We start from the raw sequence: 14,467 nt of genomic DNA on the forward strand, positions 1-14,467 counted from the left end.
CTGCGCTAGCGGGATGACCCGGCTCGGTTCCGAACGTTCGAAGATCCCTGGGCAAGGCGGCCGCACGATCAACCTTCGCCAGATGTCAGCCTGCTTTCAGCTCCGTCACGAGCGCCACCCATGCGTCGCTCGACAACGTCAGCACTCCTCGGCTGCGGTTCTTCGTATCGCGGACGCCGATCACCCCGGGGAGGTAGGCGACCTCGACACACGCGCCGCCTCCGCCGTTGCTGCTCGCGCAGTACCCGCGGCAGGTATACCTGGCCAGCCGCGAACAGGAACGTCCCTCGCGGCGCCACGTCACCACGTCCGGAATCTTCGGCCCGGTCACCGACGTGGTCTGCCTGACCGACTTCCCACCACGCATCCACACCAACGGCTCCACGGTCGAAGTGCGGGCAGTCGGCAAGGAACTGACCTTCGCGGCCAAGGCGGAACCAGCGCCGCGGCTGCTGCTATCAGGCAACCCGGCGAACATTCACCAGGTCACCGAAACCACGGGAGTGAACGCCGACGTGCTCGCCCGAACCCTACTCGATGAAGGTGTGTACGGGGAACTGACCGATGAGCTGGCGGCGGGCTACGTCGGCGTAGGCTCACGCACTCCGTAGCTCCGCCAGCAGAAGGTCCGCACTCGCCCGCGCAGGCTCGGACAACGGTGTCGGCGCGCCGCGCCGGGCGGCGGCTCGGATCGCGTTCGCGCACTGCAACAGCTGCGCAAGCTTGCCCGACCGGGTTTCCAGGTCGGCAGCGAACTCGTGTTGAACCCGGGCGGCGAGCTGCGGATCGGGCAGCGCCGACTGCCACAGCGTTGCGCCATCGTGCCCACGTGGAGCGGCACCCCAGTCCTCCCAGTCGAGGATGTGCCCCTCGATGGACAGGCTGTCCCAGTGCACGTCCGTGTGCGCGGTCGCCCACTCATCCACCGTGGTGTCCACGGAGTCGAACACCTCGGAGATCCTCTTGGTGAGGTGCGCCTGGCTCATCCCGACCCGTTCGGTCGAGTGCGCCCCCAAGGCGGCCAACGACTCACGCAGGCCCGCCCACCACGAATCCGGGAGCGTCACGGCCGTCGCGAGATCGCCGACCACCGGCGCGGTGACCAGCTCCACCTCATCGGCACGCCACACCACATCCCTGCCGGGGTCGGCCCAGGTCGCGCTCTGGAACCACTCGGGCTTCTTGACCCCACGAATCGTCGCCGCAGCCTCCAGCCCGATCCACGTCGCACTGTTGATCCGCCACCGCTGGCGGCGCTCCACTCGCACCCACGTGCCGGCACTGGTACGGAAACGTTCGGTGGCCCCGTGCTCCCCATGGACCACGGAGGCCCGATCGAGACTCACCCCCAAGGCTCGTTCGGCCCGGTCCAGCACGTCACCGTGCTCGCTCTCCCGCACGTCGAACACTGCGGCCAGATGCGGGACGGATGCAACGGGAGTGGTATCGGCCATGATCGCTATCCTCCCATTCCACCGGTACCCCCGCTCACGCTCGCCGCCCACCCCGTTCGGAGCACGGTCGTTCCATGCCGACCTGGCATCGCTGATCAGATATAGCGCTCTGACCAGCATAAACATGTCCGTTCGGTTACCTGCCCAAGTCTCAACTTGACTAACACGGTTACGTGAGCAGCAAACTCGCGCGCATGAATGGCCAACACGGGTGGGGGTGCTCAGGTGGTCGTGGTTTGTGCCGCCGAGGTTGTGGGGTCGGCCGTGTCGGAGTTCGAGCCGGACGGGGTGTTGCCGGTTGTCGGGTCCGGGGGCTCCGTGGGGGTCGGTTCCGTCGGGTCGTCCGTCGGGTCAGGCGTGTCGGTGGGGTCGTCCGTGGGGTCGGGCGTGTCCGTGGGGTCCGGGGAGCTGGGCGTGTCCGTCGGGTCGTCCGTCGGGTCAGGCGTGTCCGTGGGGTCGTCGGTGGGGTCGGGCGTGTCGGTGGGGTCGGTGGGGTCTGTGGGTTTGCCGGGGTCGTTCGGGTCCGGCGTAGTCGGCGGTGCCACCGGTTCGGGTCCGGGCGAGGTGATCGGGCTCGGCGCGCCGACGGGGACCTCGCTGTCCGGGGTGGGCGTCACCCCCTGCCGGTACGCCTCCGCCCACAAAACCACCGTATTCACATACGTCCGCGAATTATTGTACCGAAACACAGCCGCCCGCAACTCACCATCCACCGCCATATCCAACCCACCCGAACACAAATACCGCCCCGTCGCCACCGTCGCATCATAAATATTGTTCGGATCCGAAACCCCATCACCATTACCATCCGCCGCATACCCCCGCCACGTCGACGGAATGAACTGCGTCGGCCCCACCGCACGATCCCACACCGCATCCCCGTCATACCGCCCACCATCGGTGTCCGCGATCGCCGCCACCGGACCCACACCATTCAACACCGGACCCAGAATCGGCTCCAACGTGTTCCCGTCCCCATCCACATACCCACCACGCGCATGATTCGACTCGATCCGACCGATACTCGCGATCAAAGCCCAATCAATCCGGCACCCCGGCTGCTCAACCCCCACCATATCCGCCGCGTTCCGGTACGCCTTCAACGCCGAACCCGGAATACCCAACGGGCCGGCAGGCAGGGTCTCGCCGTACGCCGGGCGCCGCGGGTCCCCGTTCTCCCGGGAGTCCTGCGCCGCGAGCGCCTCCGGCAGCGCGGGCTCGGGGAGGGTGCCGTTGACGTTCACCCTGGACGGTAGCAACGTGGGGTCCAGCCCACCCACCAGTGCGATATTGCGGTTGTGCTCACTGGGGGTCGGACCGGAGGCCAGCCATTGTGCCGCCGCGACACCGGCCGCGGTGGTCGGCAGGATCGCGATCGTTCCACTGAGGACTGCGGCGGTCGTGCGGTGCCGTGCTCGGAACCGTCGTGCCGCGCTTGCTCGGCGTATCCTCCGTGTCACGTCACGCTCCTCACCTGCTAGGAAGCCGTCGGGGCGACGGCAGCCAGGTACATCGGGGAACCGGTCGGCGCGGCACGTGCCGCGAGATGCCGGACGGCCCGCAGGTAGAGCGGGTCGATCCGGTACCGGTAGCTTGCCTGCGGCATGTTCCGCCCGGGCGGAACGGGGTCGGCCAGCCTGATCTCAACCAGCCGCTCGAGTAGACTCTCCGCTGCCGGTGCGGATATGTCCAGCGTCCGAGCGGTCCAGTCCACGGAAATCGAGCCAGGACCGGGGTGGTGCCGCTCGAGGTCGACCAATGCCGCCCACTCACCGGAGCAGAGTGCCCTGGTGCTGCGCTGGACGCTCGCGACGAGGTCGAGGCTTCCCGTGGGCAGCTCGACCAGGCTGTCGGTAGAGGTCACCTTGTGCAGCAGCCGCGCTAGTGACCAATGTGGACGGAGTCGGGCCAGGGCGACGATCAGCGCCGCGACCAGTGGGAGTCCGGAACACCAGGCGACGAGTGAGCGCGCCGCCTCCGGCTCCCTGGCCACCCGCCCGCGCCCGATTCCGGAGCTGAGCAACTCGTACAGCTCGCCACCACCCAGCTTGGGTAGCTCCACCACCGAGGTGATGACCTCCTCGGACATCCGTGACGAGCAGCCCAGCAGCATCCCGCCGGCAGGTGAGCCGGGTTGCAGCGCCGCGACGTCCACCCCCTCGCGCACGTTGTCCAGCACGACCAGTACCCGCTTACCCGCGGTGAGCTTGCGGAACAGTCGCACCCGCTGGTGCATGTTGTCCGGAATGGACAGGTCGGGCCGGAAGGCGTGGATGAACCCGCCGAGCACCTCGGCGGGCGCCGCGGTCGCGAGATCCGCGTAGAGCTGCCCGTCCGGGAAAGCCTCGCCGGTCCGGTTAGCGAGGTGGACGCAGAACGTGCTCGTTCCGACACCCGGAGCGCCGACGACGGCGAGTGTGGCCGGCCGCACTCGCCGGGCGCGGGTCAATGCGGTTGCGGCGCCGTCCAGCTGCGCACCGAAACCGCGGAAGGCGACGTTGTCCGGCGGGATCTGTGCGGGCACCTCGGCTGCCACGGTCGCGGATCGGGACGGTGCCGCCATCCCGGCCGGTTCCTCGCTGATGACCTGCTGAAAGGCGGCACGAACGGCCTGCCCCGGTTCGAGGCCGGATTCCCGTACCCGCTTCTTGCGCAGGTCATGGAACAGGTCGGTCGCCTCGGCACGTTGCCCGACCGCGGCGAAGGCGCGCATGAGGTTCGCGTAGAGCTCCTCGTGCCTGGTGTCCTCACGGACGACCCGGTCGGCCTCCGCCAGCACGGCCTCGGCGTTCCCGAGCTCCAGTCGCGTGCGCAGGTAACGGTCAAGCACGGCTACCCTGGTCGTGTCAAGTCTGGATTTGTGCGCACGCAACACCGGACCGAGCGAGACATCGGCGAGTACCTCACCTCGGCATAGCCGGACCCCGGCGAGCAGCGTGTCGGCCGCCGGTTCGGTCTCCTCGGCGGCCAGTTCACGTTCGGCCCTGTCCCGTAGCCGAAGGAAGTCGTCCACGTCCAGGTATGCGGCGGAGCCGACGTGCAGCACGTACCCCACCCTCGGCGTGTGCGAGAGCACATAGGAGTCCGAAGTGGACGATCCAAGCAGCTTGCGCAGCTGCGAGACATAGGTCTGTACGATCCTGGCCAGCTTTACGCAGGGCTCGCTTCCCCACAGCTCGTCGGTAATCGTCTCGGTACGAACGACGGTGCCCGCGTTGATCGCCAACAGGCCGAGCAACTGCCGCAGCTTCGGTTGCGAGGGTGTCACCACCTCATCGCCATGCTCGACCCGCAGCGGGCCGAGCAACTTGATCCGTACCGTCATGATGACTCCTGTATCCCGGCGATCATCAACGGTAGATGTTAACCGCCAAGTCGGCCCCGGTCACCGGCCGAATTACGGGTGATAGCCGGTTTTCGGAAAGTCCGCATACCGGCGGGAAGATCGATACCGCGGACTGTCACGTATCCGCCAGTTTTACCGGGATCCAACACCTACCCGGTCCGGCGGAAGTTGCGCACCGCGAGGGCACCGCCCAGCATCGCCGTGACCAGCGCGAGGGCCACCGCGAGCAGGAGCGCGGAGCCGAACGGCCTGCCGAGGGCGAGCCCTCTGGTCGCGTCGATCGCGTAGGTCAGCGGGTTGAGCATGGACACGGTCCGTACCCAGGTCGGCATCGCGTCCAGCGGCATGTATGCACTGGAGGAGAACATCAGCGGGAACATCGCGAAGAAGGACACCGCCTGCATGGTCTCCGCCTTGCGCAGCCAGGTCGCGATGGCCACGAACACCCAGCCGAGCCCCCAGCCGACGACCAGGGTGAGCAGGAGGGCGACGGTCACCCCGAACGGCCCGCCACCGGGGCGGAAGCCGAGTACGAGCATGCCGGCAACCAGCGTGGCCACCAGTTGCACGGCCAGCCGGGCGGTGTCGGAGAGGGTCCGGGCGAGCAGTACCGAGAACAGGCTGATCGGCATGGTCCGGAACCGGCCGATCACCCCGGTGTAGGTCTCGGCGAGCAGCCCCGCGCCCGAGCTCATCGCGGTGATCATCGCGATATTGATCATCGTCGCCGGCATCAGGAAGTTGATGTACCCGTCGTAGCCCGACATCCCGGGCAGCGAGCCGATGCTCTCGAAGACCTGGCTGAACAGTAACAGCAGTACTACCGGCTGCATCAGGCCGAAGAAGACCAGCCGGTAGTCCCCGAAGGCCGCGCGCAGCGAACGTGTGGTGAGCACCCATACCTGCGTGGGCAACCCGCTGCCGGTCCAGCTACGGGGCGCGTGCCTGCCGTGGCCGTTCGTGACCAGCTTGCTGGAGACGGGACTACTCATGTCCTGCCCAGGAAGTCCGGTGCAGGGAGAGGTACACATCGTCCAGGGTCGGCTCGGTGACGGTCAGGTCCGCGATACCGATGCCGAGGCGGTCCAGGGTGCGGACCAGCCCGGTGATCTCCCCGGCCGCGGCGACCGGCGCGGTCACCGTGCGGGCCCGCTCGTCGGGCACCGGCCGCAGCGCCAGCCGCTCGAGTGCGCAGGCGGCGTGCCGTGTGGCCTGCGGGTCGGCGAAGGTCAGTGTGGCGGTGCGCCGCCCGATGCCCGCCTTCAGCCGTTCCGGGGTGCCCTCGGCGACGATGCGCCCCATGGCCAGCACGATGACCTGGTCGGCGAGCCGGTCGGCCTCCTCCAGATACTGGGTGGTCAGCACCACGGTGGTGCCCGCGGCCGCCAGCCGGGTGACGATTTCCCACAGACCCGAGCGGCTCACCGGGTCCAGCCCGGTCGTCGGTTCGTCGAGGAACAACACCTCAGGGGCGCCGACCAGCCCCGCCGCGAGGTCGAGGCGGCGACGCATCCCGCCGGAGTACGTGCGAGCGGGCCGATCAGCGGCCTCGGCGAGGCCGAAGGATTCGACCAACTCGACCGCCCGCGCCTTCGCCTGCCGGGTGGAGGCACCGAGCAGCCTGGCGATCAGCACCAGGTTGCCGCGGGCGGACAGGTTGTCGTCCACGGCCACGAACTGGCCGGTCATCCCGATGTGCCTGCGCACCTCGTGACCATCGGTGACCACGTCGAACCCGCACACCCGTGCGCTGCCCGCGGTCGGCCTGGTGCGGGTGCCGAGTATGTCGATCAAGGTCGTCTTGCCCGCGCCGTTGTGCCCGAGCACCGCGAGCACGGCGCCCGCCTCGGCACGCAGGTTCACCCCGGTCAGCGCGGTCACCTGCGCGTAGTCCTTGCCGAGACCGGCGACCTCGATCCGCGGGTGTCGCATTGCCTCATCCCCTGTCTGCCTGGACTTTCCGGACGATAGTGATTGGAAAGCCTCGGCCGAGCCCGCTTGCGCGAGGCTTGAGCGGCAGTGGAGCGTGCCTTAGCGGGTCACCTCGCGCACATCCCACACCCAGACCCCGCCGACCATCCTCGGTGGTTTCGCCAGCAGCGCCCGCACCGTCTCGAGTAGCGCCTCCTGGTGCCGGCGTGGCGCCAGCACGACCACGTCGGCGCGCCAGAACCGCAGGTCCTGCTGTGCCCGCAGGCGGTCGCGGAGATCGACCCGCGCGGCCGCCCCGGTGTCGTCGACCCGCTCGAGCAGGCGCGAGGTCGGCCGCCGTTGCGCCCCGTAGTTGCCCTTACGCTCCGTGCCGTGCGGGGCGACGAAATACCCCTCGGCGAGGGGGAAGGCCAGCCCGGCATCGACCTGCCAGCGCAGGCCGCGCGCGTCGCCGGTGTCCGGAAGCGGCGCGAGGACCACGGATCCGCCGGGGTCCACGTACTCACGCCAGCCGCCTTCGGCGAAGAAGTCGGGGGTCGGCGGCCGTTGCTCGGTGCGCAGCTCGGTCGGCACGATCGGCAGCAGCGCGGTGAGCAGGGACGCGGCCCACAGCGGCACCAGCCATCGCCGCCGTGGCCGCGCGGCCGCCAGGATTCGGCTGGTGGTCATGGCCAGCAGGATGCCGATCAGTGGCACGCAACCGAGGGCGAAGCGGGACTCCAGCACCGATTCGTACAGTGGCGCGCGGAACAGCCCGAGCCAGGGCCCCGCCACCCCGGTCACTTCGCCGTCGACCATCAGGATCAAGCCGGTCGAGAGCCAGGCCATCCCGAGCAACGCCACGGTGATCGCCCGTGCCACGGCGTCCCGCCACAGGTAGGCCGCGGCGAGGAGCACCAGCACCACCAGCGGCCAGCCGAAGAAGGCGTTCTCCTCGGTGCGGTTCATCGAGAGGTCCCGTGCCACCGCGGGATCGCCCGCCACCGACTCGGTGGCGAACGCGGTGAACGCGGCGGCGTCGTTGCCCACCAGTCCGTGTTCCAGGCTGTGGTAGCTCTGCGGGCCGAAGAACTGCCACCACAGCGGGTAGGCCACCAGCAGCAGGGACACGCCCGCGGCCACCGCGAGCCCGATGGCCAGCGGGCGCAGCGTCTCCAGTACGTGCTCGGCGCGCTGCACGGCATAGGCACCCGCGAAGATCAGAAAGGTGGTGGCGCCGATGAGCAGCGGCTCCTCACCGAGAAAGATCTGCCAGGCCAGCAGCAGTCCCAGCAGGACGCCGGTGCGTACCGGCCGGTGCCCGTGTGCCAGTTTGACCAGGCACAACACCAGGAAGGGCAGTACGAACAGCGCCACGAAGTTGGGGTGCGCGTTGGCGTGCGAGATGATCGGTGGTGCGAAGGCGCAGAACGCCGCGCCGACCACCGCGGCCACCCTGCCGTGCACCAGGTGCCGGGACAGTACCCAGTACCACGCGACCGCGGTGGCCAGCAGTCCTCCGGTCAGCACGAGGGCCCAGGTCACGGTGGGTCCGAAGGCGAGGGTAAGCGGCGCCAGCGGTACCCCGAGCCCGAGCATGGCCGTGTTGGCCATCAGGTTCACGCCGTCCGGATGGTTCTGCAGGGCACTGAACAGCGGGTTCTCGCCGTTGCTCAGCGCGTGCGCGGTGACCGCGAAGAACCACTCCCACATGCGCTGGTCCTGCCCGCTGTTGGTCAGGTAGCCACTGCCCAGGTTGTTCCATAGTGGACGGTAGATCAGGAAGGCGGCGAGCAGGAAAATCGACGTGATGGCGAGATCGGCCGGATGCGCACGGAGATGCCCGGATTCCGGTGCGCGCGGCACCTGCTCGAAGGGTGCGGTTTTGCCGGTCTTCGCCATCGCAGTTCCCATTCGGTGCCCTTTTTATCAGATGCGTGACAGTCCCGCTCGACAAGATCGGGCACGGATGACAGTTTAGGCCGCGCCTGTCACGCACTTTACATTTCCGCAAATCAATTCATACTATGGTTCGTCTCATCGGGAAACTGCCAACGGAGGTAGCCGATGGTACGCGGACGGCCACCCAGGAGTAAGCGCCCGAGGCATCGCAGGCGCAGGGTTCTGCTGGAACCCTCGGTCGGCGGTTACCCAGGCCTGCTGTTCAAGGCCTTCGGGGTAGTACTGCTGCTCGGCGCGCTCGGTGGCGCGGCTTTCGGCGTCTGGGGTGGCCAGGGTGGTGACTCCGAGCGTCCCGCCGAGCGCACCATCCCACCGATCAGCGAGGTCGTGGAGGCCACCACCACGTCCACCTCGCCCCCCACTCCTTCACCGCTGCGGCGCTTTCCCGGCTTCGGTGACCCGTGGGCGCGCTGACCACTTGAGATATCTGTATGACAGTGTTCGCCCCGGTTGCTCGTGCGCGTATGACAGCCGTCGGGGGCCATGGTAACGGCGGCGTAACTTTACCCCACGCATCCGCTCCGGCCGGCGGTGGTCACCTTGGGGCCGGTCGGTGGGTCGATCGTTCTTCGCTGACAACAACGCCCTCGCCCGGTCGATCCTGGGTGACAAGTGTGCGATTTTCCGGTCCGTGCTCGTGCCGGTACATGGCTGACCGGTCCACTTTTCTGCGATGCCCGCGATGTTCCCGGGCTCGCCGAGCTTACGTGCTTCACAAAAATGACTCAGCGTCGACCCTTGCTCGATTCACTGTTTACCGACTTTCGGCGCCGGTCGAGCTTCTTGCGGAGCGGTAGGCCGAGAGGTACTTTAATCGCTCGTGGCCGTGACATTGCGGCTACATTACCTGCATTTGGAGATGCTCCGCATCTCGGACGGTCGTCGAAAAGTCGCGCGAAGCTGGGTGGCGACTCGTCTTTCTCTGCACATCGTGCGATTTCTCGCGTCCGCCTCAATAGTAGGAGACAGCAGATGAAAGTTCGTTGGAAGTCTCGAAGAGTGGCCCACTCCCTGGCCTTCGCGACCGTGGGCTCGGTCGCGGTCGCCATGGTGGGCCTTGTCGGGATGGGGTCCAGCGCCGCCGAGGAAGTCTCGGTAACGCTGGACTACACCTGTGAGTTCCCGGTGGTCGGGGAGCAGGCGATGTCGGTGACGATCGACGCGCAGCTTCCGGACAACGCGATCGCCGAACAGCCTTCGACACCGATCAGCTACGAGGCGACGGTGAACGTGTCGGCGAACGCCACGGACGGCCTGCGCCTGGTGGGTGCCGCTACGGTCGAGGGCTCGGCAACCACCAGCTCGACACTGGACGCGCCCGGCCGGGACGAGCCGCTCGACCTGTGGCTGGACTCGCCGGTTCCGGTCACCGACGTGCCGGCGGAGGGGCCGCTGGTGGTGGTCACCGGTGGCACCACGCCGGCGGTGACCTATGAGGCCGGTGGCACCGCTTCGGTCCACATCGGAGACATCAGCACCTTCTTGCACCCCAAGCGGGCGGACGGTACTGACACCGGCCTCGGCCAGTTCACCTCGCAGTGCCTCCAGGACCCTGGTCAGGACAACCTGCTCGGCACGTTCGAGGTGGAACCGCCCGACCCGAACCACACCCCGACCCCGCCGACGACTCCGACCGAGGAGCCGCCGGACAACCCGCACGGCGAGGCCACCCTGCACTACACCTGCCCCTTCCCGCTGATCGGGAACCAGGAGCTGGTGGTGGACGTCTCGTCCAACCTGCCGGAGACCTTGGACGTGGGCGAGGCGAGCGGTGACATCGCATTCGATGCGGTGGTCACTGTTCCGGCTACGGCCACCCAGGGACTTAACCTGGTGGGTGGTGCCACGGTCGAGGGCGATGCCACGGCGAAGGCCACCTTGACCGCGCCTGGGCTGAACCTGCCGCTGGACCTCCCGCTTCCGGTGCCCTCCACGGAGGTCCCGGACGAGGGTGAGTTCCAGATCCAGACCAGCGGCACCGCGCCGTCGATCACCTTCCCGGAGCCGGGTACCGCCGAGGTCACCGTTGGGGACTTCGCCAGCACCCTGACCCCGAAGAAGGAGGACGGCACGCCTACCGGGCTGGGCACGTTCACCTCGGAGTGCACGCAGTTGCCGGGGCAGAACAACTCCCTCGGCGAGATCGAGATCGGCGGCGACCCCACCACGGAGCCGACGGAGCCGACTGAGCCGACGGAGCCGACTGAGCCGACGGAGCCGACTGAGCCGACGGAGCCGACGGAACCGACGGAGCCCACGGAACCGACTGAGCCGACGGAGCCGACTGAGCCGACGGAGCCGACTGAGCCGACGGAGCCGACTGAGCCGACTGAGCCGACGGAACCGACGGAGCCCACGGAACCGACGGAGCCCACGGAACCGACTGAGCCGACGGAGCCGACGGAGCCCACGGAGCCGACGGAGCCGACGGAGCCGACGGAGCCGACGGAGCCCACGGAACCGACGGAACCGACGGAACCGACGGAACCGACGGAGCCCACGGAACCGACCGATCCGCCGGATCAGCCGGTTGAGCTGTCCTACGACGTCAATGGCGAAACGCTGATCAAGAGGCTGCACGCCATGCTGTCGCTGGACAACGGCGGCCTGGAGGCCAAGCTGGACACCGCCAGCGGAAACTTCGAGGGTGACCTGACGCTCCCGAAGTCGAAGCTGCGGTTCAAGCTGTTCGGTCTGCTGCCGGCCAGCGCCAAGGTGGTGCTGGACGACATCGGCGGAACCAACGGGACCGTGCGGGACGGCAAGGTGACCGCCAACTCGCAGGTCAGCATCAAGTTGGTGGATGTGCGGATGCTCGGGCTGCCGCTGCTCTACTCGAACAGCTGCCAGACCGTGGCACCCGCTGATGTCGACGTCGAGTCCGGCTCGAACTTCGACCCGCTGACCGGTGGCACCCTGACCGGTGAGTACACCATTCCGGAGTTCTCCGGATGTGGCTTCATCACCGGGTTCATCAACGGCATGGTCCCCGGTCCGGGCAACACCCTCGAGCTGAACATCGACAGGAGGTAACCGCGGCACAACGAAATCGCCCCCGGCATCCGTTGCCGGGGGCGATTTCGTGTCCGCGCTAGTCGGTCGGGGCGATCCCACCCGGCTTGGCCTGCCCGCAGGCCGGCGCCTGCCCGAACGCCTTGCTCAGTTCCTGGCTCAGCCGCAGGTCTCGTAGCGGGTCGTCCAGTCGCCCGAGCGCGGTCAGGTCCGCGCCCACCGAGCCCATGGTGTCGCGGAACGCCTCGTCGTTCTCCGGTGCGGCCGCGGCCAGCTTCTCCCTGGCCGTGTTGACGGACTGTTTCGCCTGGCGCAGCTTGCCGACGGTCCGTTCGATGACCGGCGCAGCGTCCTCGGCTGGTGGCGGCCCGGCCTCGGTGATGCCGTTCGCCACGGCGCCGACCGCTTCGGCCAGCTCGCCGAGATGCGTCACCATGAGCTGCTTGCTCTTCGCCAGATCCTGCGCGTCGACAGAGGGTCCACCCGTCAGGGTGTCCATATGGTCGGCCGCCACGGTGCACACCTGCCCCGCCCAGTCCGTTGCCGGGTCCCGGATCGGGTCCGAGGAACCGGAGTCGCAACCGGAGAGGGCGAGACCGCCCACGGTTGCGCAGGTCAGCGCAAGCCCGATACGTCCCAGCACGGTGACCTCACTCCCCCTCGAGCCGCTTGCAGGCCGGTGCCTCGGCGAACGCGGTCTTCAGCACCGGGTTCTGCTTGAGGTTCTTCGTCGGGTCGTCCATGCCCTGGAGTTCCTGGATCTTCGCGCCGACCTCGGTCATGGTCGACTGGAAGGCGGCCGGGTCGCTGATGGTCGCGCCGTCCGCCTTGGCCCGTGCGGTGTCCAGCGTCTGCTTGGTCTCTTCCAGGGTGCCGATGGTCTGCTCGACCAGCGCGCCACCGTCGGTCACCGGCGGCGGGCCCGCGGCCTCGATCCGGGTGGACAGGTCGTCGAACGCGCCGGACAGCGTATCCAGGTAGGTGAGCATCGCCTGCCGGACGTCCTGTGGCTGGTCGGACTCGAGCGGGGGCAGGGTGGTCATCTTGCTCGCCTGTGCCTGGATCGCCGTGCATACCTGATCGGCCCATGCGGTGGACTCGGAGCCTGCCTCGGCGGAACCGGTCTTGGTCTGCTGCCCCGCGGGCTCACCGGATGCGGCGGGCTCGTCCGAGCCGCACCCCGCGGCCAGCGCCAGCCCGCAGGCCGCCACCGCACCAATGACGAGTCGAGGAATCATACCGTTCTTCCTTCGTTTGTCGGATGAGGCTGGAAGGGGCGGATGCGAGCGAGTGGTCATCCGCCCGGCGCGGAGCCGAGCCGCGACGTTTTCCGGTATGACTCTAACGACCGAGTCGTCCCGCGGACACTGATTCCTCGGCCCGGAAGAAGTCCCGTTCCGCGTCGGACACGACACTCGTCACCCAAGCCGAGGAAATCCGAAGTGTTGCTGTCACGCCGATGACAGAAAACCCGTCCGGAGTCCAGCGCGCGATATGGTGGCCAGGGTCGTCGGTCGGTGTGGCCGGGGCCGCGGTCGCGGTGCCCGCTACGCCACGGGCGAGTGCCGGCGCCCGGCCATGATGAGTCCGGGCTTCATTCCACGCACAGTGTTTCCCTGGCAATCCGTCCTGTTTGGCGCGATTGCGTGCCGAAACGTGTATGTCCCCCGCAAGGTATGCGCTGGTGACGCTACCGGCCCGGCCGTAGCGCCCGCAACGTCATCACCACCGCAGGAAAGGAGCCGTGTCCGGGTGTCACCGGCATGACAAAAAATCTGCGCGTGTACCGCTGGGCAGGGGAAACGAAGGCGTTGTGCCGTGCGGGTGAAAAGTCCGGACGTGGACAGTTAGGCCGATAACAAGAAACGCTGTACCTCGACCACGTGTGGCCATGATGCATCGAGAGTTCTTGTGTGCCCTGTGCCAGGTAAGTAGCGTACCGATCAGTTGGGGCCGTTCGGACACCGATTCCGGTAAGGAAATCCGGCAACAAAGGACAGGTATTTCACGCATGAGCACACGCCGCACGCCAGCGCTGGCCCGTGCCGTTGCCGTGTGCCTTGCCCTCTGCCTCGTGGGGGCACTGTCCGTGGCCAGCGGGTCCGCGGCTCCTCGCCCCGCGCAGCGGCTCGGCGCGGCGGACGCACCGTCGGACAAGTTCCCGGAAGGGTCGGGAATCAAGGCTGGCTACTGGGTGGAAGACACCGTCAGCCGGATCGAGAAACTGCGTTCGGAGATCACCATCGGGCAGGGCACGTTCAACGCTCTCGTCAACCCCGCGGCGACCGGCGGAACCATTCGCGGACTGCTGGACCTGCCCGAGGCGGACAGCTACTTCGTCACGTTCGGCATCATGCCGGTGACCAGCACCGTCCAGCTGATCCAGGACGGCGAGGCCGAAGGCACGGTACAGGTCAGCTTCCGCCCGGACCCCGACAACCCGGACAAGAACTGGATGCGGGCCGAGGCTGACGTGACCGCCAAGGTGTTCATCAAGCTGAAGAACGTCAAGGTCGACGGGCAACCGCTGGATGTGGGTCCGGACTGCCGGACGGCGACGTCCGCATCGATCCGGATCAAGGGAAACCTGCCGCTCCAGGAGGGCGATCCCGATTCCGACACCGAGACGCGCTCCACCTACACGATCCCGCCGTTCGCGGGCTGCGGTGCCACCGAGGACCTCGACCCGCTGTTGACCGGCCTGGTTTCCGGGCCAGGCAACGCACTGAAGACCAACCTGCGGCTGCGCTGCATCGCGACCAGGTGTGAACAGGGGTGACGT

At 67.9% G+C, this 14,467-nt stretch carries 13 protein-coding genes; 4 read left to right on the forward strand and 9 right to left on the reverse strand.

Features of this window, described 5'->3' with window-relative positions:
- Positions 1-85 precede the first annotated feature (85 nt).
- Complete coding sequence (locus tag FB471_RS35340) at positions 86-331, reverse strand: DUF397 domain-containing protein (RefSeq protein ID WP_342779477.1); 246 nt, start codon at positions 329-331, stop codon at positions 86-88.
- On the opposite strand from FB471_RS35340, the gene FB471_RS35345 reads away from it, so the two are divergent.
- On the forward strand, positions 228-611 hold the full coding sequence (locus FB471_RS35345; RefSeq protein ID WP_246076770.1) for a hypothetical protein: 384 nt from the start codon (positions 228-230) through the stop codon (positions 609-611). The two genes, FB471_RS35340 and FB471_RS35345, sit on opposite strands and share 104 nt — an antisense overlap.
- On the opposite strand, the gene FB471_RS26560 is transcribed toward FB471_RS35345, so the two are convergent.
- From FB471_RS26560 to FB471_RS26585, 6 genes are all read right to left on the reverse strand, one after another.
- Positions 597-1,454: a hypothetical protein gene (locus FB471_RS26560; protein ID WP_246076600.1), complete on the reverse strand. Its 858-nt coding sequence runs from the start codon at positions 1,452-1,454 to the stop codon at positions 597-599. The genes FB471_RS35345 and FB471_RS26560 overlap by 15 nt on opposite strands.
- Positions 1,455-1,675: 221 nt before the next feature.
- Positions 1,676-2,914, reverse strand: coding sequence for a lytic transglycosylase domain-containing protein (locus FB471_RS26565; protein ID WP_246076601.1), 1,239 nt, complete (start codon positions 2,912-2,914; stop codon positions 1,676-1,678).
- A gap of 17 nt (positions 2,915-2,931) precedes the next feature.
- Positions 2,932-4,779: a BTAD domain-containing putative transcriptional regulator gene (locus FB471_RS26570; RefSeq protein WP_142001049.1), complete on the reverse strand. Its 1,848-nt coding sequence runs from the start codon at positions 4,777-4,779 to the stop codon at positions 2,932-2,934.
- A 170-nt stretch (positions 4,780-4,949) separates the two neighbouring features.
- Positions 4,950-5,792: an ABC transporter permease gene (locus FB471_RS26575; protein ID WP_142001050.1), complete on the reverse strand. Its 843-nt coding sequence runs from the start codon at positions 5,790-5,792 to the stop codon at positions 4,950-4,952.
- Entirely contained in the window at positions 5,785-6,732 is a 948-nt protein-coding gene (locus FB471_RS26580) for an ATP-binding cassette domain-containing protein (RefSeq protein WP_142001051.1), read from the reverse strand. Before FB471_RS26580 ends, FB471_RS26575 begins: the two co-directional genes overlap by 8 nt.
- 99 nt (positions 6,733-6,831) lie before the next feature.
- Positions 6,832-8,613, reverse strand: a complete 1,782-nt coding sequence (locus tag FB471_RS26585; protein ID WP_142001052.1) for a glycosyl transferase — start codon at positions 8,611-8,613, stop codon at positions 6,832-6,834.
- Between the two features lie 165 nt (positions 8,614-8,778).
- On the opposite strand from FB471_RS26585, the gene FB471_RS26590 reads away from it, so the two are divergent.
- Together FB471_RS26590 and FB471_RS35350 are read left to right on the forward strand one after the other, a co-directional pair.
- The gene (locus tag FB471_RS26590) at positions 8,779-9,087 is read left to right on the forward strand and encodes a hypothetical protein (protein WP_142001053.1); all 309 of its coding nucleotides are present in this window, start codon (positions 8,779-8,781) and stop codon (positions 9,085-9,087) included.
- A 585-nt stretch (positions 9,088-9,672) separates the two neighbouring features.
- Positions 9,673-11,706, forward strand: a complete 2,034-nt coding sequence (locus FB471_RS35350) for a DUF6801 domain-containing protein (protein ID WP_246076602.1) — start codon at positions 9,673-9,675, stop codon at positions 11,704-11,706.
- 58 nt (positions 11,707-11,764) lie between these two features.
- Here the strand turns inward: FB471_RS35350 and FB471_RS26605 are convergent, their stop codons facing one another.
- Both FB471_RS26605 and FB471_RS26610 read right to left on the reverse strand, forming a co-directional pair.
- Positions 11,765-12,328, reverse strand: a complete 564-nt coding sequence (locus FB471_RS26605) for a hypothetical protein (protein ID WP_142001054.1) — start codon at positions 12,326-12,328, stop codon at positions 11,765-11,767.
- Positions 12,329-12,335: 7 nt separating this feature from the next.
- A complete protein-coding gene (locus FB471_RS26610; protein ID WP_142001055.1) occupies positions 12,336-12,923 on the reverse strand; it encodes a hypothetical protein in 588 nt (195 codons plus the stop codon).
- A gap of 653 nt (positions 12,924-13,576) precedes the next feature.
- On the opposite strand from FB471_RS26610, the gene FB471_RS26615 reads away from it, so the two are divergent.
- The gene (locus tag FB471_RS26615) at positions 13,577-14,464 is read left to right on the forward strand and encodes a hypothetical protein (protein WP_246076603.1); all 888 of its coding nucleotides are present in this window, start codon (positions 13,577-13,579) and stop codon (positions 14,462-14,464) included.
- The last annotated feature ends 3 nt before the right edge of the window (positions 14,465-14,467 follow it).

It is taken from the genome of Amycolatopsis cihanbeyliensis (genome assembly GCF_006715045.1).
In the GTDB taxonomy this organism is placed as follows: Bacteria; Actinomycetota; Actinomycetes; order Mycobacteriales; family Pseudonocardiaceae; genus Amycolatopsis; species Amycolatopsis cihanbeyliensis.